A 22,969-nucleotide genomic window follows, 5' to 3' on the forward strand; every position below is an offset into this window, starting at 1 on the left:
TTTGTGTCAATCAAAACAGAGTCAGTGTCCATGGAAGTAGATAGGTTTGCACCAATGTAAATATACCGGCAATCAGACAGAAAAACAGACTGTGACGCACAGTAAAGCGGAATAAGTCAGATTCCTTGCCCGCCAGCCCCACTGCAGCACAGGCAATGGCAATAGACTGCGGGGATATCATTTTGCCAGTTACCCCACCAACAGAATTGGCTGCCACAGCCAATATAGGATCCATGCCTACCTGCAAGGCTGTATTGGCCTGTAGTGCACCAAACAGGGCATTTGCAGAAGTGTCGGAGCCGGTTAGGAATACGCCTACCCAGCCGAGAAATGGTGAGAAAAATGGAAATGCTTTGCCGGTGTCAGCCAGTGCCAGAGCCAGTGTTGAGGATAGGCCTGAGTAGTTAACCACATAGGCAAAGGCCAATACCAGCCCGATTGAAAGCACTGGAAAACGCAGGTCGTACAGAGTGCTTTTGAATGTATCAATGGCAAGATGTGGTTTGATTTTCAGGATAAGCACGGAAATAATGGCGGCCAGCAGAATGGAGGTGCCAACAGCGCCAAGAATATTCAGCTTGAATTCAGCCGCTATCGGAGCGTTTTCAGCAACGATAGGAGCTGTTTTGATAACCAAATTATCCAGCATTGGCCAATGAATCTTAATCTGACTGAATGAATTCAACCATGATTGCAACGGTTTGATCGTCCATACGGCCACACACACAGTCAGGATAACAAACGGTGACCATGCCAGAATAATTTGTTTTTTACTATATTCTGTGGTTTTGCGCTCAGTACTGGACTGCTGCATGCCGTTAAAAGTGAATATTTGTTTGGGCTGCCATTTCTGTAAAAACAGAGTCAGGCACACCATACTAACAAGGGCTGAAGTTACATCAGGTAATTCGGGGCCAATGAAATTGGCGGTAATAAACTGTGTGCCGGCAAAAGATACGCCAGACACCAGCAGTGCCGGCCAAGTTTGGCGGATACCCCGCATGCCATCCATGATAAATATCAGATAAAACGGTATAACAACAGACATCATGGGCAGTTGGCGGCCGGCCAGCTGGCCAATATGAAAGGGATCGATACCAGAAACCTGTCCACCGACCAGAATCGGAATACCCAGTGCCCCAAATGCTACCGGAGCAGTATCGGCAATCAGGCATAAGCCAGCTGCAAATAAGGGTCTGAAACCCAAACCTACCAGCAGTGCCGCACTAATAGCAACCGGTGCGCCGAATCCAGCCGCACCTTCTAGAAAAGAGCCGAAGCAAAAGCCGATGAGCAGCAGTTGTAGACGCTGATCTTCGGTAATAGAGAGAATCGAAGCGCGGATGATGTCAAAATGGCCGGTTTTAACGGTCAGGTTATACAGAAATACGGCTGTAATGATAATCCACGCTATTGGCCACAGGCCATAGAAGAAACCATATAATGCGGAAGATAATGCAAGTACCGGCGGCATTTTATAGGCTGCTACGGCCACGATAATTGCCAGAACCAAGGTAATGGCTCCGGCGATATGGCCTTTCATGCGCAAGACAGTAAGTGCCACGAAGAAAAATATTATGGGTAACAGGGCAGCCAGTAGAGTCAGGTAGACACTGTTGCCTAATGCTGAGTAGTTTTGTACCCATGTTTGCATGTGGTTTCTCCTCAATGTGTGAGTATGTTGGCTTAAAATTGATTGGTATATTCGGAATATTTGTGATTGGTGGTGATTTTTATGAATTAAATTAATGGTATTGCGGCCGTAATGCTGCTGTGACTGTTACTTTAAGAAATAAAAATGTTATCGTCAATGTTTGTGGTTTTATTTCAATAAATGTAATGATAAACGACTGACTAAATATGGCTATTGCAGCTAACAAATGTTTATCTGCATGAGCTAAGTGTGTGATTGAGAGAGCCGGCTAGATTAGCTTGTGGCAGTAGCACAAGTATGTACGTACCTGAGTATTGGCTGACCCTGTATCTGGTAGTAAACAGATAGACTCCGGTAAATCGTGGCAGATTGTACAGACTGTCTGTATACTCAATGTAACAAAATAGCGCATGAAGCCATATGGTTGAGGCTAAGCAAAGCTGTGTCTTGCTGAGATAAGTATGTGATTAGTCGCAGCTTGAACAGCGAAAAAAAATAGGCTTTTAAGGAGAAAAACCAACAGCCGGCAAAATTATTGTGTCTGTCACAAAGTTGTCATGTTGGTCTTTTACAATAAGTCAGGATAGCACCTGCTAATAGGGAGAAAACTGTGTCTGCTTCGTCTACGACTTCGTCGTCTGGGGCAATTATGTCTGTATCTGGGAAAACGGGTAAAGTAAGTATTGTTTTGTTTCTGCTGATATTGCTTAGCGGATTAGCTTATGCTGCGGTGTGTATTTATCATGATCTGCAGGGTATTCCCCGGTCTTCATTGCTGGTCTATGCCTTATTAACTGTTGCTTTGCTGATTGCACTGGCATTTGAGTTTGTGAATGGGTTTCATGATACGGCCAATGCCGTAGCCAGCGTGATTTACACGCGCTCGCTCAGTCCTAATACTGCTGTAATCTGGTCTGGTGTGTTTAATTTTCTTGGGGTAATGCTATCGACCGGTGCTGTTGCTTATGGTGTGATTTCACTGCTGCCGGTTGAACTGATTCTACATATGGGCAGTGGCGTGGGCTATGCGATGATATTTGCATTACTGTCCGCAGCTATTATCTGGAATTTAAGTACCTGGTGGCTGGGTTTGCCTGCATCCAGTTCGCATACGTTGATTGGTTCGATTATCGGTGTCGGAGTAGCCAATCAACTAATGTCTGCACATCTGGGTACCAGTGGCGTGAGCTGGAAACAGGTGATCAATGTGGGCGAATCCCTGCTTTTTTCTCCGTTGATTGGTTTTGTGCTGGCTGGTCTGCTGCTGATTTTATCGAAAAAATTGCTGCGAATACCAGCTTTGTACCGTGCACCGGAAAATGACGCGCCGCCACCATGGCCGATTCGCCTATTGCTGATTTTTACCTGTACCACGGTAAGTTTTGCACATGGTTCGAACGATGGTCAGAAAGGCATGGGACTAATTATGCTGATTCTGATTGGTACTGTCCCGATGGCCTATGCATTGAATCATGCTGTGCCCAGAGAAGAATGGGTAAAGTTTTCGGTTAATTCACTGGCTGCCCAGCAAACTATACAAGGATTGCTGCCAGCGGGCTTGGTACTGCCGCAAAATGCAGATGCACGTGCTGAGGTCACTGCTTTGGTAGAAGACAAGCAGGGTACGCCGCAGCAGCTGGCAGCGCTCGCGCAGCTGGTGCATATTGTGGCGCATGATGTTAGTAAAAGCGACAGCCTGCGCAATCTGCCACCGGAGCAGGTAGGCAATATCCGCAATGATATGTATCTGGTGTCAGAATCGCTAACCTTGCTGCAAAAAAATAGCTTGCATCGCCAATATAATCTTAATTCGGCACAAATAGCGAGTTTGAAGGCTTATCATACGTCTATAGACCATGCTACCAAGTATATACCGGTGTGGGTGAAGGTACTGGTGGCACTGGCGCTGGGACTAGGTACACTGGTGGGTTGGAAGAGAATTGTGGTAACAGTGGGCGAAAAAATCGGTAAAACCCATCTATCGTATGCACAGGGTGCTTCTGCCGAGCTGGTGACTGCTTCGCTGATTTTTGCTGCCGACCGTTTTGGCTTACCGGTCAGCACCACACATGTACTGACTTCGGGTATTGCCGGTACCATGGCTGCCAATAAAAGTGGATTGCAAAAGTCTACCATCCGCAATCTTGTTATGGCGTGGGTATTGACACTACCCGTTTCCATACTGCTGGCAGGTGTATTATTTTGGTTTTTCCGTACGATTTTTTAGCATATCGGGCAAGTTTGTGTCCTTGCTGGCTGCATACACTGTAATAATTTGCCAAATACTCTTGCGTGGTGCTGTATTTCACAGTTTAATGTCGGTTTAGAGGTGGCTGTGCTGGTGCACGTCATATAGATACTTGCTTCCCCCATTACTGTGGGCATACAAATTGGAAATCGTGTATGAAAAAATCACTGGTATTGTCAGCCATCGTCAGTGTGCTGATTGCTGCCTGCTCGGATGCCGGTACAGCAAACAAAAATGCGGCCTCCACTAACGGAGTCATGAATCCAACAGATCAGCTCAATATCTACAACTGGTCGGATTATGTAGACCCTGATACCGTAAAAACTTTTGAAAAAGAAAATAAAATTAAAGTTCGTTACGACTATTATGACAGTAACGAAACACTAGAAGCAAAAATCCTGATTGGCCGTTCCGGCTATGATTTGGTGGTACCGTCTATAGCCAATGTCGGCCGCGAAATCAAGGCGGGCGCCTATCAGCCGGTTAACAAAAGCCAGCTGTCTTACTACAATAATATCGACCCTAATCTGCTGAAAATGATGGATAAGGTGGATCCAGGTAATAAATACGCAGTACCTTATTTCTGGGGTATGAATACCATTGGCATTAATAAGGTTTTAGTTGATAAAGCTCTGGACGGCAAGCTGCCAGATAATCTGTGGGACTTGGTATTCAATCCTGCCTATACGCATAAACTCAAAAGCTGTGGCATTTCGCTGTTTGACAGCCCTACCGAGCTGTATCCTCTGGCTCTGCATTATCTGGGTAAAGACCCGAACAGTAGTGCGCCGGAGGATATCCGTGCGGCAACCAATTTGATTAAATCTGTGCGTAATGATATCAAGCGCTTTAGTTCTTCAGGCTATATAGATGATATGGCGCGCGGCGACCTGTGTGTAGCCACAGGCTATGGCGGCGACCTGAATATAGCCAAAAAACGTGCTGAGGATGCCAAAAGCGGCGTTCATTTAGAGGTACTGGCACCGAAAGAGGGAGTGGGTATTTGGATTGATTCATTTATGATTCCCAAAGATGCTCAGAATGTTGCCAATGCGCTTAAATACATCAATTACACTCTGGATCCTAAAGTGGCTGCCAAAAATGGTAATTATGTAACGTTTGCTCCGGCCAGCAAACCGGCACGGGCTCTGATGAATAGCGAAATCAGTAGTGATCCAAGTATATTCCCGACACAGGCAGTGCTGGATAAAAGTTTTGTGGTATCACCCAAATCTCAGGATGCAGTGCGTCTGGCGGTACGCCTGTTTCAGCAGGTAAAAGCAGGTCAATAGCGGTTGATTGCTGAAATGCAAATGCTCAATTCTTTCAGTACCTACATCTAACTTAGTAGTCTAAAAAAACGAACCGTTTCGGTTCGTTTTTATTATGTTATTACTTTTACACAGTTTCCATTGATAACAGTTAATCAATACATCCTGTCTGTTCATTTTTACAATGAATATCTGCATTGCATGCTTGTTTGTTGGCACAAAATCAGCATATATAGCTGTCAGAACAGGTGTAAACCCTTATAATTAGTGGCTGAGCTTAAAGCAGATAGGTTTCAGCAGAGATTCTGGCAGTTGCCTGCAGACGGCTTTCATGTGTCTCCAGCCTTTTATTTCAATAATTGAAACAGGCTACCAGCAATTTCTATGGGCTTAAAGTAGCCCAGTTGTAGCAAGACAAAGATTTTTAACTGGGATAGGTATGAGAATTTTAATTTGTAATGATGATGGATATTTATCCGCAGGATTAGCTCTACTAGCGAAGGTGGCGGCAGAGTTTGCCGAAGTCAGAGTCGTGGCACCGGAAAGCGACCAAAGTGGTGTAAGTAACTCATTTACCCTCAATCGTCCTCTTTCGATAAAAAAAGCTGCTAATGGCTTTTTTTATGTTAACGGCACGCCAACTGACTGTATCCACGTTGCGCTGCATACCATGTCCGATTTCAAACCAGATTTAGTGCTTTCTGGCATCAATCATGGCGCCAATATGGGCGATGATGTCTTGTATTCCGGTACCGTAGCCGCTGCTACTGAGGCTTTTCTGATGGGTATACCGGCACTGGCCTTTTCGATTAATGACCGCAGTGGCCGCTACTGGGAGACAGCTGAAAAAGCGGTAGCTACTGTTTTATCCAAAATATGCGCACAGCAGCCAGCCGAACCGTTGTTATGGAATATCAATATTCCGGCTGTTACTCCAGAGAGTGTTCAGGGCTATCGTGTGGCCAGACTCGGCCGCCGGCATCACGAACAGTGTATTGTGCCGTTAGATAGTCCACGCGGCGAAACCATGTACTGGATTGGTGGTGTAGGGCCTGCCGATACCAGCTGGAAGGATACGGATTTCAGCGACAATGAAGCCGGTTTCGTAACCATTACACCGCTTACCCTTGATTTAACTGATTATCAGCAAATGGGTGCAGTCAGCACTTTTTTGCAAGATGTTCAGTGGTGACAGAAGTGGGACAGGGCGTGAGCTGGACAGGCTATGAATTCCGGCGGGCACGGATGGTAGAAAGACTGCGCCAAATGGGAATTACCCGCACGGAAGTGTTATCCGCTATGTCTGCTGTGCCGCGTCACGTTTTTGTTGAAGAAGCACTGCGTTCGCATGCATATGATGATATGTCGCTGCCATTAGGGTTGGGACAGACTATTTCCCAGCCGTATACCGTGGCAGTGATGACGCAGTTGTTGTTCGCCAGACGTGCAATCAACCCGAATCTGCGTATTCTGGAAATCGGGACCGGCTGTGGATATCAGACGGCTGTTCTACAAGCACTGGGTTTACGCGAAATTTATTCTATTGAGCGGCTGCGTCCGCTACATGAGCGCGCCAAACAGAACCTGCGTGCAGTTCGTTTACTTGCCCATGCAAGGCTGGTATGTGGCGATGGCTATCTGGGCTTGCCTCAGGAAGCACCTTTTGATTGCATTATTCTAACCGCTGCACCGAAGGAAGTCCCCTTGCCGCTGTTGCAGCAACTTTCTATTGGCGGGCGCATGGTGTTGCCACTGGATGAGGGAGGCGTGCAGTTTTTGTGGGTAATTGATAAAACAGCCGAAGGCTATCAGGAAACCTGTGTCCAACAGACTTTATTTGTGCCATTGGTGAATGATAAATAAATCTACCCTTGGAAAAATTAAGCTTGATGTTAACAACTCTTCCGTGAGCCAAAGGCTGCTTACTGATATCAGGATTACATTTTTCGCAGATAGCAAAATGTCATCTTTGTAAATTAACAGAAAATCAGCAAAACTACTGCCATCAAGATCAAAATTTGCGGTGCTATCTCCATTTGGTTTTCAGCTTTTTGGCAAATAATGTCCTCATGTCCATAGGCATAGCAGCCGAAAACAATCATATTTCTTATGCAGGCTGTATTGTCTAACCACGATGAAATGGCCGCAAATATCTATTGTATCAACTGTGCCATCAGTAAACGAAGCGCCGAAATAATTTTTCTTTCTTCGTAGCTGATATACAGCTTAGGCTTGAAATACTTGTAATGATAGCTTTTGCTAAATTTAACGTACTTATATTTTTGGTCATATTTTCATCACTGATTAAACTACTATGCTGACGCAAACATTCACACTGTTGCTGTGCTCATCTTTCAGGTACTACTTATAAATGGAAGGTACAACAGCCTGACCGCGGCAAATTGGTTTGTTGGTTAGGGCAGAGTTTGTATCAACTTTACCAGTGCCGAAGGGAGAAGTAAGATAATCAAAGCAGATGAATTATCCGCTATAAGCAATATACTGAATCAGGAATCAATCGATTCAATAAGATAGGGATAGATAAAGATGAAAGTTGCCGTTTTTGTGGAACCCGGTAAAGTAGCCATACGAGAAATGGACAAACCAGTTATTCAGCAACCCACTGATGCCATTATTCGTATTGTTCGTGCCTGTGTTTGTGGTTCAGACTTATGGTGGTTTCGCGGTATCAGTCAGCGCGAGTCTGGTAGTACAGTTGGTCACGAAGCCATTGGTGTGGTAGATGAGGTTGGCGATGCCGTAACTCATATTCGAAAAGGTGATTTTGTTATCGTCCCTTTCACCCATGGCTGTGGCCATTGCGCTGCATGTGAGGCCGGTTTTGATGGTAACTGCCTGAACAAACAAGATGGTGGTAATGGCGGCTATCAAGGAGAATATCTGCGTTTCAGTAACGCTGACTGGGCTCTGGTAAAAATTCCTGGTCAGCCACAGGATTATTCAGACGCAGTGCTCAATTCGTTGCTAACACTGGCTGATGTGATGGCTACCGGCTATCATGCGGCTTCTAGTGCTGAAGTTAAAGCGGGGGATACTGTGGTGGTGATGGGAGATGGTGCCGTCGGCTTATGTGGTGTAATAGCAGCCAAACTACGTGGAGCAAAACGCATTATTGCCATGAGCCGCCACCCAGACAGGGCAGCGCTGGCACAGGAATTTGGTGCCACAGATATTGTGCCCGAACGCGGCGAAGCAGCTGTTGCAAAAGTTTTGTCCATGACGGCTGGAGCAGGCGTGGACGCAGTGCTGGAATGTGTAGGCAGTGAACAATCTTTACAAACTGCTATCGCCGTTGCTCGGCCGGGAGCTATTGTGGGTTGTGTTGGTGTCCCGCATCAAAACGAAATCAAAACTGGTGATATTTTCTGGCGCAATATTGGGCTGCGTGGCGGTATCGCCAGCGTAACCACTTACGATAAGAATTTATTGCTTCAAGCGGTATTGGATGAAAAAATTCAGCCGGGAAAAGTATTTACCCAGCGTTTTTCTTTAAATGATATTCAGACTGCATATGAAGCCATGGATCAGCGTAAGGCGATTAAGTCTTTGTTAGTTATTGATAATTAAGTGATTATAAAAAATCCCTGCCAGTAATTAACTATCTGGCAGGGAATATATTTTTTCAATAATGTTTTACATTACTATGCTTTAAAATTAAAAGATACCTTTCATGCCTTCAGGGGTATAACGTTCGCCCTGAATGTTGATAGTATTTTTTAAATCATTTAAAGTCTGAACATCAGCTGCGTCCAGTTTTAACAGACTTGCCTGATTGTTTTCGTGCAGGTATTTAGGGTTTTTGGTACCTGGAATCGGTACGATATGTTCCCATTGAGCCAGCAACCACGCCAGTGCAATTTGTCCCATAGTACAATTGTATTTAACTGTCATTGGTTCGAGTGCCTGTAGAAGCCGTTTATTATGTTCCAGATTCTCATCCTGAAAGCGTGGGTTAGTGCGGCGGAAATCATTTTCAGACAATTCGTCTTTGTTTTGAATTTTACCAGTCAGGAAACCACGACCCAGTGGAGAGTAGGGCACCAAACCAATATTTGATTTTTTCAAAACTGGAAGGATGTCATCTTCAATTTCGCGTGTCCATAAAGAATATTCGGTTTGTACTACATCCACCGGATAAACAGCACAGGCACGCTGCAATACAGGCACAGATACTTCGCATAAACCAACATTGGCAATTTTGCCTTCTTTTACCAGATCAGCCAAAGTTTGCATGGTTTCTTCTATTACCGCATTCGGGTCAATACGGTGGATATAATAGAGGTCTATCTGTTCAATACCTAGTCGTGCCAAAGATTCATCACAGCATTTTCTAATATAGTCTGGATGGTTATTAATATTGCGGTTATATCCGGAAGTACTGTTTCTGTCTATACCGCACTTAGAAGCGATTGTCAGCCCAGCGCGGGTTGAAGCCGGCAGGGTTTTTAATACTGAACCAATCAGCTTTTCATTAGCACCGCGGCCATACATATCGGCTGTGTCAATTAGCGTAACGCCGCTGTCGATTACCTCATGCAACATTGAGCTTGCTTTAGCTGTATCAATGTCGCCATAAAATTCACTCAGCCCCATGGCACCATAGCCAATAGCTGAAACGGTTAAATGCTGGCCAAGTTTTCTTTGTGGTAGAGATTGAGTCATTATTGATTTTCCCTTCAGTGAAATAATGCCAGAACTGTGTCTTTCAGGAATTTATCTCTTCGGCGCAGCTCTGAACAATGCTTAATTGCTGACACTGATAGTAATTAATCAAATCTGTTTAGAGAAATACAAAATTATTGATATAAAAAACATATCAATATGGTTGTAAATTTTTCCTTATTACAAACATAAGTTTATGCTGATTCTTTAGGTAAATCTTGTTGTGTAAAGTATTCCGTGATGGCCTGAATAGTAGGATTATCCATAGCTGAAGTATGCCACAGAAGATACATATCCATCGAAAGCATTTGTTCATATTTTGCAGTCAGTTTTTTATATACCACACCTGCTACTTGAGCCTGTGCCATTGAATCAGGTAGTAGCAACATGGCTCTGCCCATAGCTATTTCCATAAGCATAGTCAAAAAATTTGGTAACTTTTCTTTTAGCAACAGTGGCTTGCTAAGTAGGCTATTTACCTTTTGTAATTTATCGTACAAATTGGGATGCTGGTAACGCTTACACCAATACAGCGGTAAATCCTGCACCATATTTAAATCAATTTCTTTTTCTACACTGGCCGGATGCTGCTCGGGCAAAGCCAACACCAGTTTTTCCTGATGAACTAATAAACTTTTGGCTTGAAGGCTGGTGTTTTCATATTCAGAAATAATCACCATATCTATATTGCTTTTATTAAATTCAGCCATAAGTTCTTTGCAAGTATAATCTTGCTGTAATAAGTCGATATGTTGATTAAAGCGGCGGATAAATTCACTAAACAGTGGAATAAAATTAAAACCAAGAATCTTGGTAATACCCATTGTTACCTTACCAGCAGGCAAATTATGCACATAGTTGACTGCCTGTGATAAACCTTCCAGCCAGCTTTTCGCTTTTTCCCTGAATTCTCTGCCTTGTTCAGTCAGCAACACATAACGGGTATTGCGCAGCAGCAAAGTAGTTTGCAGTTTTTGTTCCAATTCCTTGATTTGCATAGATAGCGGCGGCTGACTAATGCCCAGACGGCTGGCAGCTTTCCGGAAATTACCTTCTTCACACACTGCCAGAAAATATTGCAGCTGCTTTATAGTCGGCAGATGCCGGCTGTAAAGAACTGAATTGTCTGGATGTAATTGTTCCTGAGGCGGTGGTGAATAAAGCATATTTTCCCCTGTTTAAAGTAATGAAAAAACAGCAATAGAGATAGTATAAATCAATTTAATTTCAAAAAAATATATGTATTCTGGTTACGATATGTTAATTTATTTATTTCCTTCATTTTGCCGGTGTTTGCACTCTGTTGGGAAAAAATTCATTATGAGCAACTGGTGATACAGTATCTAAAAAAATGAAGCCAGTTACAAAGACCTAGACAGTGAAATTTTTACACTGAAGAATGGGTGTAATAAAACAGGTATAAGAGAAGTGGATACTGGCTTAATCTAATGGCCTATACCAACAGCACAGATGATTATCAAGAGCAGGGTGTGAGTAAGTTTAGCTGAATTGGCAGGTTTGCAATGCCAATTCAGCTCGTGAACTTCTTTATTAGATTAAGTTTAATTGGCTAAAGATATATCCCGCCGTCTAAATATCATTACTGCTATAAGAAATAAGATGCAGGTATAGACAATATTGGCCGTAAAGGTAATATATAAATCTTTATCTACATCTAAAGATTGAAAGTATGTGTTTTTGATTAATTCAATCAAATAATTATTTGCGTTTAGAGGGGATAATTTATAGATTAAACTATCTGGTGATAAATCGAAATAGCGTAAGTTTATAATTTTCCACAGACTATCTGCAAAGAAATAATAAATAAAACAGAAGGCAGTTATAAAGGCGGTACTGCTGGTGAGGGTTGAAAGTAGTAGAGCTAGTGAGGAGTAAAATATCGTTACCACTAAAGAAAGTGCAATAAATAGCACGACCGTTTTCAATATCGCGTTGAACTCGGGCAGATGAGCTGTGGCCAATAGCTGTAATAATAAAACACCGATTGCACTTAATATCTGTAATACCGGCATAAACAGAATAATGGAGCCTATTTTTGCTAGTAGTATTTTATAACGTTGGTAGGGGCGGGTAAGAATAAATTTGATTGTACCACTGGATATTTCTGTGCTCAGTGTATTGGACGCCATTAATATGGCAATATAATTAGAATAATAATAGCATATCGTCATCCCCCAGATAAATATCTTATCTGATTCTTCAGGTGTAATGCTTGTATCTGATTTGCTGACGGCCAGATATATTCCTCCATAATAAAAGATATATACAAACAATAATATCAATGGCATAACAATTGTGTAGGTGGATTTACTCAGGTATTTACGCCATTCATTGAAAATTAACTTCATTATTTGATTCCTTTTTGATACTTTTGATTATCGTTATGAATGATGCTGAGGAAGGATTCTTCCAGTGAGCTTTGGGTTAGTTTTATGCTCAGCAGGGGTATATTGTGTTCAATGAGTAGTTTGGCTATTTGTGCTCTTGGGTCTTCTTCTGATTGGTTAATCAAGATTTCGAGACTGTTAAGCTGATTGTTTACCTGATAACCATGTTGCTGAAGTATTTCTTCAGCCTGTAATATGTTTCCTCCGACTTCTAGGTGAATGATATTATTGGATTTCCATAGAAAATCATGTATGGAGCCTGCATATATTTGTTTTCCTCGATTGATAATGAAAATATCGTTAACAATTTCCTGTAATTCGGAAAGGAGATGGCTGGAAATAATAATGCTGTTGCCGTCGCGGACAAAGTCTTTCATTAGGCTACGAAAATCTTTTATTCCCTCTGGATCAAGCCCATTCATGGGTTCGTCCAGAATAAGAACTTTAGGCTGATGAATGGTGGCATTGGCAACACCTAATCTTTGCCGCATGCCTAGGGAAAAGCCTTTTACTTTTTTCTTTTCTGCACCTTTAAGTCCAGTATGTGCCAATGTTTGCATGATCTCTTCATTGGTGATGGCCCGGCGGCTCATATTGGCAAAAATTTGCAGATTTCTGAAACCAGACATGTAATTATAGAATTCCGGGTTTTCGATTATTGTGCCTAAATTAAATGCCGCTTTTTCAAAATCTTTCTGGATATCATAACCACAGATTTTGATTTCTCCGCTATTGGGAAACATTAGGCCGGTAAGCATTTTCAGCATGGTGGTTTTACCAGCGCCATTTGGGCCTATAAATCCCATGATGCGTCCGGGGGCAATTTTAAAGCTGATGTTTTCCAAAATCTGCCGGCCTGAAATTTTTTTGGAAACTTGGTTTACTTCTATCAGATAATCAGTATTGCTCACGATAAGCCTTTCTTATTGTTTGTTTTGTTGTGAATCGATTTGATGCAAGAGTTTCAAATTTTGCATATTTGTCTCCGATGAAAGATGTATGAATAATGATTTCAAAATATTTATAAATAATAATGTATTATACAAAAATTAACAATTATACCTAATAAATATGCAGAGTCACTTTTATGTTTGTGCGCATTAGTTGATATGTATGAGTTTTTAGATTTTTTGTAGTTTTTTTGGGTATGATATTGCGGCCGCATTTTTTAGAAATGAAGGCATGTCTACTAATATGTCAATGTTTTTTTTAGTTCGTTGAAATCTTTTTTAAACCAATTGATTGGTTACATTAGTATAAAAGTTGTTTTTAAATATTTTTGAATATTTTAATATTAATAAATACATATGATATATATTTTATTGATTTTATACTAAGTATTTTAGGTAGCTATTTAAATTTTTGATATCGTTTATTTCTCAATAATGATTTAAAAACATTTTTTTAGGGCAACAAGGTTTATTTAAGGCTTATTAATAGATTAGCAATTTTGTCTTTGTTGATTATAAAGTTCTTGGTTTATTCGGATTCTGAAAAATTTGGATTATATTGTTTTTTTACTAATTAGAATGAATACTGGAATGTAGTTCCAATTTGTGTTGAAGCTTGGCAAGCAGGAAAGTGCTTGAGTGCTGGCTTGTTTGGATGATGCTGAAGTAGAAATTTTAGCTCTAGAGAAGAATGCAAGTTGATCTCTACTGGGAGTATATTTGCTGAATTCTTAATAAGATCGGCTAGTGTGAAAATTCTTGGGTAAGGCTGATAATAAAAAAGCACAGCAAAAGCTGTGCTTTTTTATATTATTTGGCGCGGCGGACGGGGCTCGAACCCGCGACCCCCGGCGTGACAGGCCGGTACTCTAACCAACTGAGCTACCACCGCGCAAGTTTTACGCTATTGCATAAAACAAAAAAACTGGTGGGTGATGACGGAGTCGAACCGCCGACATTCTGCTTGTAAGGCAGACGCTCTACCAACTGAGCTAATCACCCGTACTTGGGAAAGACGCTATTAAACCAGATATGCTGTCGGCTGGCAAGTGTTGGATGTGAAAAAATTAGCTCGTACCTTGTAATGACCAGTTTTCAAAGAGTATTACTTTGTCTCTGGGACCAAGTACGACAAGTGTATCTTCGGCCTTAAACTGAAAATCAGGACTGAATGTGCGTAGCTGATGTGCATTGCGGCGTACAGAAAGTAGTTTGATTTTTAGTTTCTCAAGTGGGAGTTCATTGATGCTTTTGCCGACGAGAAAAGCATCAGGTGGTAGGGTGAAGGCTTGACGATAATAATGTATGTTTTCTTCGGACAGTTCATCATCGCTGCCAGCAAACAGGCCTTCGAGCGCTTGGTAGCGGTTTTGGCGGATGCGTTGCATGATTTGATACACTTCATCAAATGGTTTGCCGGAACTGAGCAATGCTTGGCTGGCCAATGTCAGGCTTGATTCTTTTTCGTCGGAGACGATGTCATCTGCACCCATATTGGTAAACACAGGAATGTTGTCGTCGTTGGTTACGCGCACGATTACAGGCATGGTGGGTGCAATAAGCATGATGTTGTTGAGGATGTGTTTGGCCTCGGTCATGTTGTTGATGGTAATGAGTACGGTATTGGCTCGTTTCAAGCCTGCTGCCTGCAGAACTTCCTGTCGTTTGGCATCACCAAAGGTGACTGGTTCACCAGCCGCTTTGGCTGTGGCAACTCGCTCGGCATCCAAATCAATGGCGTAGTAGGGTGTGTCTTCTTGTTGCAATATGCGGGCGATGCTCTGGCCGCAACGTCCAAAGCCGATGATAAGGATGTGGTCGGACTTACTCATGGTTTCAACGAGTATGGTTTGCAAGTCTGCAGCCTGTTCGTCCCAGCTGCGTTTTACCAATAATCCTGAGAGTTTATCTGCACTTTTCATGATAAAGGGTGCCAGTATCATGGAGAGTAGGATGGCGGCGATGGCAGCCTGTTGCAAATTGAGTGAGATAAGTCCAAGCGCACCGCTGATGGCAAGCATAACAAAACCAAATTCGCCTCCTTGTGCCAGATACAAGGCTGTTTTTGTGCTGTCGCTGCTGTTTTCTTTCATGTAGCGGCCAATGCCGTAGAGAACGCCTGCTTTGAGGACAATGAGAAGAGCGCATAGAACCAGTATCATGAGCCAGCTGGATTGTAATACTTGTATGTTTAGCTTCATGCCAATGGTGATAAAGAAGAAGCCGAGAAGGATGTCGCGAAAGGGGCGAATGTCGTCTTCTACTTGATAACGGTATTCGGTTTCGGAAATCAGCATGCCTGCAACGAATGCACCAAGTGCCAGTGACAGGCCGGCCAATTGGGTGAGATAGGCCACGCCAAGGGTCACCAGCAATACGTTTATCATGAAAAGTTCACTGGACTTGGTACGTGCAATTAAGCGAAACCATACGGGCATGATTCTGCTGCCGACTATCAGCAACAAACCAAGTGCCAGTGCCATAGTTAGAAGTGCTTTGCCCATTTGCAGTATTAGGCCGTCACTACTGTGTGCTAGTGCTGGAAACAGAATCATTAAGGGTACGACGGCTATGTCCTGCATCAGCAGTACGCCCATAATCATGTGGCCGTAATGTTGGCTGAGTTCGTTTTTTTCAACCATAATGCGGCTGACGATGGCGGTAGACGACATCGTCATGGCGGCAGCAAGGGTAAAAGCCCATGTAAGCTGAATCCCCATCAGCCCAAAAATGATAAACAGGGCTAGGAGCGTAAGGATAACTTGTAGCCCTCCTAGTCCAAGTACCAGCCGGCGCATGGCTTTGAGTTTGCCAATGGAAAATTCAAGTCCGATGCTGAACATGAGGAAGGTGATGCCGATTTCACCGATGAATTCAGTGGCATGGCTTTGGTTAATCAGATGCAGCCAGCCCGGACCGGCCATAAAACCGACGACGAGATAGCCAAGCATAGCGGGAATGTGCAGACGTCGGCAGATGATGGCGGCCAAAACGGCTACCAAAAGAATCATCACGACAGGGCCAAGAGAAATATGCATAATTCTTTGATTTTATTTAATTAAAATTTTATTATCATATTTTAACATAGATGTTTTGGCTTGTGCGGATAATCCTAAGTATTGCTGATTTTTTCAGGTGAGTTTATGTAAATATTTGCGCAATTGTTTTAATGCGGTCCATGCTGTGGCTTTTAAATGGCTTTGACGCAATAATCTTGCCGGATGAGGAGAGATGACATAGGGAATGTTGTGCAGATTCTGAGCCAGCACTGATTGATCAAGGCGGCTGAATGTTTGTCCTAAAAGTAATATTGCCTGAGGCTGAATGTGTTTGATTTGTGCACTCAGATAAGGCAAACATGCTTGTAGCTGTTCGCTGGTTACTTTAAGACTAACATTAGGCGCACATTTTACTTGACTGGTATAGAAAACTTCCTCGGAGCTAATGTTGATGGCGGCGAGCATATTGCTGAGCAGTTGGCCGACTTCGCCGCTGAATAGTTGCTGGTTGCTGTCGTCAGGTGGTGCCGGATTGGTGCTGATAACCAGTAGACGAGCATTTGCCGAACCATAGCCAGATAGGGGCGTGCAGCGCTCCTGATGCAGGTTGCAGCGGGTGCAGGCAGCTAATGCTGCGGGTATGGCTTCGTAGCTGAGTTTTAAATTATCTGTTGTGCTCTGGCTGCAGAAGTTTTGCCGTTCTTCAGTTTGAGTGGTGGTCGTGGTTTCACTAGCTGCTTGAGGTGGCTGCCTGATGATGTGTTGAAGGGCAGCGCGGTGTGAATGATGGATAGTTTCTTTTGTTGTTGGATTCTGTATGGCACTGGTACTGGAATGTACGGATTCTCTAGGTGGTGCAGGTTGCTTAGCTGTGACAGTTTGTGCCGGAGCTGGCTGTACGGGGAGCAGAGAGGCAGTCTGTGCCAACCACATCGGTCCCAGCCCGAGTGCCTCGTGTAAATACAGATAACGGCTGTCTAACATCGTTTTTCCATGATTATGGCATCTTCACCATTTTGGTAATAACTTTTGCGCAAGCCACAGTTTTCGAAACCATTGCGCTTGTACAGCTTGATGGCGCCCATGTTGCTGGAGCGTACTTCGAGCAATATACGGTCGATAGTCTCTGCTTGTACACTTTGAAAGAGATGATTTAGTAATTGCTGGGCATAGCCTTGGCGTCTGTGTGCCGGATGGGTGTCAAGCAGGTGAATTTCTGCTTCATTCGGTATTTTTTGCCATACTAGCATGGCTACGATGCCATGTTCGGGTAGGTCGACAACCCAGATGGGCTGAGCTGCAGAGATGCTGTTGGTTAGCTGGGTGGTAGACCAAGGTGCGGGATTGCAAAGCTGTTCCAATTTCACTAAAACAGGAATGTCGGTTAGCTGAGCGGTACGAATGGTCATGCTGGCTGTCCTGTTGAGCGTCTGGCCGCTTGTTCGGTGGCGGTTAAGGCAATTTTGTTACGCACATAATGTAGGCTTGCTTCTGCTGCGGTGGTTGCGGGATAGTGCCCGGTTAAAGCCAGTTGAGCATATACGTCTGCTTGCGGCATTTGGTTTTGCCCTGTGACGGGTAACTCAATATCCAATGCATACGCGTTGCCGACACCGGTCCCATGGAGATGGCCGTCTGGCAGGTGGATGTTGCTGGCACTGTCTACGCGATATTCAGTGAGGCGGCTCAGATTACGGGTGTCATACCAGGCATAAAAAAGTTCATTCATGCGGGCATCGGTAGCCGCCAGTACGCATGGTTGATCTGGTATCTGTGCAGCCACAGCGTCCAGACAAGGTATACCAATCAGAGGTAGGTTGTTCGGCAAAGCTAAACCGGTTGCTACTCCCAGTCCGATGCGAAGACCGGTAAATGCCCCCGGCCCTTGTGCATAGACTATGCCATTCAGGTCGGCTAGCATTAGGTTTGCTGTTTCCAGCAGTTGCCGGATACGCGGTAATATCAGTTCAGACTGTTTTGTGCCCACTGCTTCGTAAATGCTGTGGGTATGTCCGTTGTGATGAAGGCCTAATGATAGGTAGCCGGTGCTGGTATCGATTACCAGCAGACGAGAATTGATACTGATCATGGTGTGTCAGAATGTTTAGATGGGTGGATTATACCTTTTTATAGCTTTTTAAATGACCCTGATGTCTGAGTTTGCTGTATCCATTATGACCGGGGCAGGGCTAATAAATGCTATTATGGGGTAAATTTTAATAATTAATTGTTTATCTTGCAGAGCTTGCTGCTATGTGAATTGGGTGGTTTGTTCTTTTGCAAATGGAATGTCAAGTTGCAGGTGATGTTCAGGATGGAAGCGGTTTGTGGCTGAGATGTATGTGGGGCGGTTTGCGCCCAGTCCGACTGGTTTATTGCATATTGGTTCACTGCTGACGGCTGTGGCTTCGTATCTGGATGCACGCAGCCGGCAGGGGCGTTGGCTGGTGCGTATGGAAGATTTGGATCCGCCGCGGGAAATGCCCGGTGCGGCTGCTTCTATTTTATCGACACTGGAGGCATTTTCGCTGCACTGGGATGGTGAGGTGGTGTATCAGAGCCGCCGCCATCATTTGTATGCGGCGGCATTGGATGCATTGCGTGCACAGAATAAAGTCTATCCTTGTTTTTGTAGTCGTAAGACGGTGCAGGCTGAAGCACGGGGTATGGGTGTGGATGGCGTAATTTATGGTGGTAAATGTGCATTAAATTATGCAGCGATATCTGCAGTTGCGCATAAGCCTCCGGCATGGCGTTTACGCACAGATACAGCCATTATCGGTTTTCAGGATGCGGTACAGGGGTGGCAGCAGCAATGTCTGGCTAGTGATACGGGCGATTTTATTTTGCTGCGTGCGGATGGCTGCTGGGCTTATCAGCTGGCGGTGGTGGTCGATGATGCAGCACAGGGTGTAAATCATGTGGTGCGTGGTCAGGATTTGCTGGTGTCGACGCCACGGCAGATTTATGTACAGCAGTTGTTAGGTCTTGCTCAGCCTGAGTATGCTCATTTGCCGTTGTTAACAAATGCGCAGGGGCAGAAGTGGTCGAAGCAGACGCGGGCACCGGCACTGGATTTGCATCGACGTGAGGATTTGTTACGGCAGGTTTTGCTTTATCTGGGGCTGCCGCTGGCGCCGCAAGTGGATAGTTTGGCGGATTTGCTGGAATGGGCGGTATTGCATTGGCGGCTAGAGCGTGTTCGGCCACACGCTATTATGACTGAATAGTTTTAGGTAAGGGATTTTAGATTAAAGGGAGAAGCAGGTTGGCTACACCAAATGTTCAAGCATTTTCTGCGCGTTTTTATCTGCGTATGTGGCAAAAGCGCCAGCGTCGGTCTTTCCGGCTGGCATGGGTGCTGATGCTGACGGCAGCGGTATTAATTATTGTGCAAAGTGCTTTATTGGCCAATCTGTTTGCATTGTGGCTGGGTGGTGAGAATGTGATGGCGGCTCTCCGCCAGTTTCTGCCTTATTTGCTAGTGTGTTGGTTGCTGCGACCGTTGCTGAATTATTTTAAAGATCGGTTGGTGGCGCAAGCCAGTGCGTCTATCCGCATGCAGCTACGCAGCCAGTTGTTAAGCGCTTTGGCTTTTCTGGGGCCGGAACGCAGCCAATATGGCAGTGATGGCGCGCTGTCTTCCTTGGTGTTGGAGCAGGTGGATGCGCTAGATGGTTATTTTAGCCATTATGTGCTGCAACAGCAGTTGGCAGCACTAATGCCATTGCTGATTGCAGCGGCAACCTGTTTTTACAGTCCGTTTGCAGCGGCTTTGTTATTGCTGACAGCACCATTGGTGCCGGTGTTTATGATTCTGCTAGGGCAGGCTGCTGCGCGAAAAAATCGGGCGCAATTATCAGCGCTTGCAGCATTGAGCGGTCGGTTTCTGGATTTATTGCGTGGTTTGCCGACGTTACGTCGGCTGGGGGCACAGCAGATTGCGCAGCAGGCAATTGATTCGGCTGCTTATTCTTACCGTAAGCGTACTATGGCGGTGCTGCGTCTAGCATTTCTGTCTACGGCGGTGTTGGAGTTGTTTGCTTCCTTGGCGATTGCACTGGTGGCGGTGTATCTGGGATTGGGGCTACTGGGTGTGTTGCCGTGGGCAAATGGTCAGGTGCCGGTACCTTATCAGGGGGCGTTGTTTATTTTGCTGCTGGCTCCTGAATTTTATGCGCCGCTGCGCCAGTTAGGTGCGAATTATCATGATAAGGCCAAAGCGGAAGCGGCAACAGAAGCATTAATCCCTTTGTTTGAAGTTACTGAAACGGTGACAGCGTCCACTGCAGAGGTGGATTTTGTATTGCAGAGTCCGCCTGAGCTGCGAGGTGAATATTTGGTGGTTTACGGGCGAGATAAGCGAGTGAGGTTGCCTCAATTTAGTTTCAGTGTACAGGCTGGCGAGCGGGTGCTGCTGCGGGGCGCCAGTGGTAGTGGTAAGTCGAGTCTGTTGCAGGCTTTGCTTGGATTTGCACCTTACTCCGGTATTTTACGGATTAATCAATATGATTATGTCGATTTGAATCTGCCACTACTCAGACAATCGGTGGCTTATCTGGCGCAGACGCCGCCGATTTTGGCGTTGTCGATTGCTGATAATTTGCGGCTGGCTAATGCCAGTGCTTCAGATGAGCAGTTGCGTGAAGTGTTGCAGCAGGTGGGTTTGTGGGTGCTGGTACAGAGGTTGCCGGCTCAGTTAAATACGCTATTGGGTGAGCGAGGCAAGGGATTGTCAGGTGGACAGTTGCAACGTCTCGCGCTGGCACAGATGCTGCTGCGCAATTCCCCTTTGTGGCTGTTGGATGAGCCGACTGCACATTTGGATGCGCAAACAGCAGAAGAAATTATGCGCTTACTGGACAGACTCAGCTACGGCAAGACGGTGTTGCTAGTGAGCCATGATGTGAGTTATGCAGGTTGGACAGACCGAGAAATAATGCTGTCTTCTGAGCAGGAGCGGGTGCGATGAAACGTTATGATTTGTTGTGGTCGGGGCAGGAGCTAAAGTTATCGGGTCTTTTACGCAGCCGGCAGGGTGCGTGGATTCTGGCGTGGGTTTTGGGGCAGGCTACGGCAATTGCTGGTATTGCGCTGCTGGCTTTATCTGGCTGGTTTATTACGGCGGCAGGGCTAGCAGGAATGGTGAGTCTGGCTACGGCTTATATCTTTAATTATTTTACGCCAGCAGGAGTTATCCGTTTGCTGGCTATTTTACGTACGGCTGGACGCTATGGCGAGCGTCTGGGTTCGCACGATGCGGTATTGGGACTGCTGGCTGATTTGCGTAGTGGTCTGTTTGCGCGGTTGGCCGTTGCCAGACAGCAGCAAGTGAGCTCGCTTCAGCAGATGCATCGGTTATTAAGTGATATTGAACTCTTGAATAATTGGCCGCTGAATGTGGTGTTGCCATGGTTGTGGGCGTTTATGTTGTTGCTGGGTATTCTTGGCTTAACTCTGATTGTAGCCGGTGGCGGGCTAACGCTAGCTCTGAGTATTCCTTTGCTGCTGGCAACACTGGTAATTCCGGCATTGGCTGCTTGCTACGGGCAGAACTGGGGTCGTCGGCAAGCGATGCAGGCAGAAATTCGACGAACTGCTTTACTGCAACCACTGGAGGCGCTAACCGCATTATTGCAATGGCAGCAATGGCCACGTTTTGCGACTGCATTTTTTGCTAAGGATGGGAATTATGTTGGCGCGCAGCTAAGTCAGCAGCGGCTGGCGGGTAGAGTGGTGCTGTTACAGCAGTTGTGTCTCGCAGCAGCGGCTGCGTTGCTGCTGTGGCATGGGAGCGCTTTATTGAGTGTAGGGAAGCTGTCTGTGGCGATGTTGCTTGCTTTGCTGCTGGCAATATTCGGCTTTTCTGAGCTGGTATTGGTGTTGGGAATGAATGTGATGACTTTTGGTTTGTGCCGCGCCGCCTGTACCCGTCTCAATGCGATTGTGCCCAACGGTGTGCCGGTGTCTGAACCAAAAAATGCTTTACCTCTGCAACTGCATTTACAGGCAAGAAATTTGTGTGCGTGCTGGCCGCAGGCACTAAATGGTGCTGAACATATTAATTTCGATGTGAAAAACGGGGATATTTTATTGTTGCAAGGTGCCTCCGGTGCCGGTAAGTCCACTTTACTGGCGGTGCTGGCCGGAGAATTGGAGGCAAATGATGGTGAGCTAAGCTGTAATGGTAGGCCGTTTGCGTATTGGCAATGGACAAGGCAGGTGGGATATCTGGCACAGCAGTTAGATATTTTCGATTTAACGCTGGCAGAGAATCTGCGGCTGGGCAAGGCGGATGCGACTGATGAAGAGCTATGGGCGGTGCTGGCCAATGTGGGGCTGATGGTCTGGGCTGAGCATCAGCCTAAGCAACTTGATACTCCTTTGGGAGAATACGGTGCTGCGGTTTCGGGCGGGCAGGCGCGACGGATTGCACTGGCTCGATTGTTGCTGCGCCCTTATGAGCTGCTGATTCTGGATGAGCCTTTTGCAGGTATGGATGAAGAAACACAGACCGCGCTAGCAGTAATGCTTCAGCAACATCAGCAGCGTGGAATTTTGGTTGTGGCCAGCCATCAAGCTAATCCATGGCCACAAGCACAGGTTTTGCAAGTGGGCACGAGTTGAGCGGTATGTCTTTGTTGCAGTATGCGTATTGATACAGCCACGTTGTGGCTGTTTTTATTTTGAAAAGAAACACGGTATTTGATTTAAATCAAGTTAATGCTGTGCAGATAATAAATATTGATAAATCCA

17 protein-coding genes and 2 tRNA genes are annotated in these 22,969 nt (G+C 45.1%); 8 read left to right on the forward strand and 11 right to left on the reverse strand.

Annotated elements, in window-relative coordinates:
* Window positions 1-10: 10 nt before the first annotated feature.
* Complete coding sequence (locus tag BHC43_RS01785) at window positions 11-1,654, reverse strand: lactate permease LctP family transporter (RefSeq protein WP_100156328.1); 1,644 nt, start codon at window positions 1,652-1,654, stop codon at window positions 11-13.
* 649 nt (window positions 1,655-2,303) lie between these two features.
* Between BHC43_RS01785 and BHC43_RS01790 the strand changes: the two genes are divergently transcribed.
* The 5 genes from BHC43_RS01790 to BHC43_RS01810 all read left to right on the forward strand — a co-directional run bounded on the left by BHC43_RS01790 (window position 2,304) and on the right by BHC43_RS01810 (window position 8,761).
* On the forward strand, window positions 2,304-3,881 hold the full coding sequence (locus tag BHC43_RS01790; protein WP_100156329.1) for an inorganic phosphate transporter: 1,578 nt from the start codon (window positions 2,304-2,306) through the stop codon (window positions 3,879-3,881).
* Window positions 3,882-4,057: 176 nt separating this feature from the next.
* Window positions 4,058-5,194 carry a polyamine ABC transporter substrate-binding protein gene (locus BHC43_RS01795; RefSeq protein WP_100139811.1) on the forward strand — a complete coding sequence of 379 codons (1,137 nt, stop codon included), beginning with the start codon at window positions 4,058-4,060 and terminating at the stop codon, window positions 5,192-5,194.
* A gap of 418 nt (window positions 5,195-5,612) precedes the next feature.
* Window positions 5,613-6,365 (forward strand): 5'/3'-nucleotidase SurE, encoded by a 753-nt coding sequence (gene surE, locus BHC43_RS01800; RefSeq protein WP_100156330.1) that lies wholly within the window; start codon window positions 5,613-5,615, stop codon window positions 6,363-6,365.
* The gene (locus BHC43_RS01805; RefSeq protein ID WP_306807650.1) at window positions 6,359-7,036 is read left to right on the forward strand and encodes a protein-L-isoaspartate(D-aspartate) O-methyltransferase; all 678 of its coding nucleotides are present in this window, start codon (window positions 6,359-6,361) and stop codon (window positions 7,034-7,036) included. Before surE ends, BHC43_RS01805 begins: the two co-directional genes overlap by 7 nt.
* 684 nt (window positions 7,037-7,720) lie before the next feature.
* On the forward strand, window positions 7,721-8,761 hold the full coding sequence (locus BHC43_RS01810; protein ID WP_100156331.1) for a zinc-dependent alcohol dehydrogenase family protein: 1,041 nt from the start codon (window positions 7,721-7,723) through the stop codon (window positions 8,759-8,761).
* Between the two features lie 87 nt (window positions 8,762-8,848).
* On the opposite strand, the gene BHC43_RS01815 is transcribed toward BHC43_RS01810, so the two are convergent.
* From BHC43_RS01815 to tsaB, 10 genes are all read right to left on the reverse strand, one after another.
* On the reverse strand, window positions 8,849-9,856 hold the full coding sequence (locus BHC43_RS01815) for an aldo/keto reductase (RefSeq protein WP_100152294.1): 1,008 nt from the start codon (window positions 9,854-9,856) through the stop codon (window positions 8,849-8,851).
* Window positions 9,857-10,050: 194 nt separating this feature from the next.
* Entirely contained in the window at window positions 10,051-11,022 is a 972-nt protein-coding gene (locus tag BHC43_RS01820; protein WP_100152295.1) for a LysR family transcriptional regulator, read from the reverse strand.
* Window positions 11,023-11,418: 396 nt separating this feature from the next.
* Window positions 11,419-12,225 carry an ABC transporter permease subunit gene (locus BHC43_RS01825; protein WP_100156332.1) on the reverse strand — a complete coding sequence of 269 codons (807 nt, stop codon included), beginning with the start codon at window positions 12,223-12,225 and terminating at the stop codon, window positions 11,419-11,421.
* A complete protein-coding gene (locus BHC43_RS01830; protein WP_100156333.1) occupies window positions 12,225-13,175 on the reverse strand; it encodes an ABC transporter ATP-binding protein in 951 nt (316 codons plus the stop codon). The genes BHC43_RS01825 and BHC43_RS01830 overlap by 1 nt, the downstream gene beginning before the upstream one ends.
* Window positions 13,176-14,029: 854 nt before the next feature.
* Window positions 14,030-14,106, reverse strand: a tRNA-Asp gene (locus BHC43_RS01835).
* Window positions 14,107-14,140: 34 nt separating this feature from the next.
* A tRNA-Val gene (locus BHC43_RS01840) sits at window positions 14,141-14,216 on the reverse strand.
* A gap of 65 nt (window positions 14,217-14,281) precedes the next feature.
* Window positions 14,282-16,255, reverse strand: coding sequence for a cation:proton antiporter domain-containing protein (locus BHC43_RS01845; RefSeq protein WP_180296726.1), 1,974 nt, complete (start codon window positions 16,253-16,255; stop codon window positions 14,282-14,284).
* A 90-nt stretch (window positions 16,256-16,345) separates the two neighbouring features.
* Window positions 16,346-17,197, reverse strand: a complete 852-nt coding sequence (locus BHC43_RS01850; RefSeq protein ID WP_100156334.1) for a uracil-DNA glycosylase — start codon at window positions 17,195-17,197, stop codon at window positions 16,346-16,348.
* A complete protein-coding gene (rimI, locus tag BHC43_RS01855; RefSeq protein ID WP_100156335.1) occupies window positions 17,191-17,622 on the reverse strand; it encodes a ribosomal protein S18-alanine N-acetyltransferase in 432 nt (143 codons plus the stop codon). The genes BHC43_RS01850 and rimI overlap by 7 nt, the downstream gene beginning before the upstream one ends.
* The gene (tsaB, locus tag BHC43_RS01860; RefSeq protein WP_100156336.1) at window positions 17,619-18,302 is read right to left on the reverse strand and encodes a tRNA (adenosine(37)-N6)-threonylcarbamoyltransferase complex dimerization subunit type 1 TsaB; all 684 of its coding nucleotides are present in this window, start codon (window positions 18,300-18,302) and stop codon (window positions 17,619-17,621) included. The genes rimI and tsaB overlap by 4 nt, the downstream gene beginning before the upstream one ends.
* 247 nt (window positions 18,303-18,549) lie before the next feature.
* Here tsaB and gluQRS point away from each other — a divergent pair, with 247 nt between their 5' ends.
* From gluQRS to BHC43_RS01875, 3 genes are read left to right on the forward strand one after another with little or no spacing between them, the layout of a single operon-like run.
* On the forward strand, window positions 18,550-19,443 hold the full coding sequence (gene gluQRS / locus BHC43_RS01865; protein WP_100156337.1) for a tRNA glutamyl-Q(34) synthetase GluQRS: 894 nt from the start codon (window positions 18,550-18,552) through the stop codon (window positions 19,441-19,443).
* 38 nt (window positions 19,444-19,481) lie between these two features.
* The gene (gene cydD, locus BHC43_RS01870) at window positions 19,482-21,185 is read left to right on the forward strand and encodes a thiol reductant ABC exporter subunit CydD (RefSeq protein ID WP_100156338.1); all 1,704 of its coding nucleotides are present in this window, start codon (window positions 19,482-19,484) and stop codon (window positions 21,183-21,185) included.
* Entirely contained in the window at window positions 21,182-22,840 is a 1,659-nt protein-coding gene (locus BHC43_RS01875) for an amino acid ABC transporter ATP-binding/permease protein (RefSeq protein ID WP_100156339.1), read from the forward strand. Before cydD ends, BHC43_RS01875 begins: the two co-directional genes overlap by 4 nt.
* The last annotated feature ends 129 nt before the right edge of the window (window positions 22,841-22,969 follow it).

Source organism: Snodgrassella alvi, assembly GCF_002777855.1.
Classification (GTDB): domain Bacteria; phylum Pseudomonadota; class Gammaproteobacteria; order Burkholderiales; family Neisseriaceae; genus Snodgrassella; species Snodgrassella alvi_E.

Coding starts and splice junctions, on each gene's coding strand:
- BHC43_RS01785 (WP_100156328.1), bottom strand. CDS start 1,654: ATGCAAACATGGGTACAAAACTACTCAGCATTAGGCAACAGTGTCTAC.
- BHC43_RS01810 (WP_100156331.1), top strand. CDS start 7,721: ATGAAAGTTGCCGTTTTTGTGGAACCCGGTAAAGTAGCCATACGAGAA.
- BHC43_RS01820 (WP_100152295.1), bottom strand. CDS start 11,022: ATGCTTTATTCACCACCGCCTCAGGAACAATTACATCCAGACAATTCA.
- gluQRS (WP_100156337.1), top strand. CDS start 18,550: ATGTATGTGGGGCGGTTTGCGCCCAGTCCGACTGGTTTATTGCATATT.
- BHC43_RS01795 (WP_100139811.1), top strand. CDS start 4,058: ATGAAAAAATCACTGGTATTGTCAGCCATCGTCAGTGTGCTGATTGCT.
- BHC43_RS01815 (WP_100152294.1), bottom strand. CDS start 9,856: ATGACTCAATCTCTACCACAAAGAAAACTTGGCCAGCATTTAACCGTT.
- tsaB (WP_100156336.1), bottom strand. CDS start 18,302: ATGATCAGTATCAATTCTCGTCTGCTGGTAATCGATACCAGCACCGGC.
- BHC43_RS01790 (WP_100156329.1), top strand. CDS start 2,304: ATGTCTGTATCTGGGAAAACGGGTAAAGTAAGTATTGTTTTGTTTCTG.
- BHC43_RS01875 (WP_100156339.1), top strand. CDS start 21,182: ATGAAACGTTATGATTTGTTGTGGTCGGGGCAGGAGCTAAAGTTATCG.
- BHC43_RS01825 (WP_100156332.1), bottom strand. CDS start 12,225: ATGAAGTTAATTTTCAATGAATGGCGTAAATACCTGAGTAAATCCACC.
- rimI (WP_100156335.1), bottom strand. CDS start 17,622: ATGACCATTCGTACCGCTCAGCTAACCGACATTCCTGTTTTAGTGAAA.
- surE (WP_100156330.1), top strand. CDS start 5,613: ATGAGAATTTTAATTTGTAATGATGATGGATATTTATCCGCAGGATTA.
- BHC43_RS01850 (WP_100156334.1), bottom strand. CDS start 17,197: ATGTTAGACAGCCGTTATCTGTATTTACACGAGGCACTCGGGCTGGGA.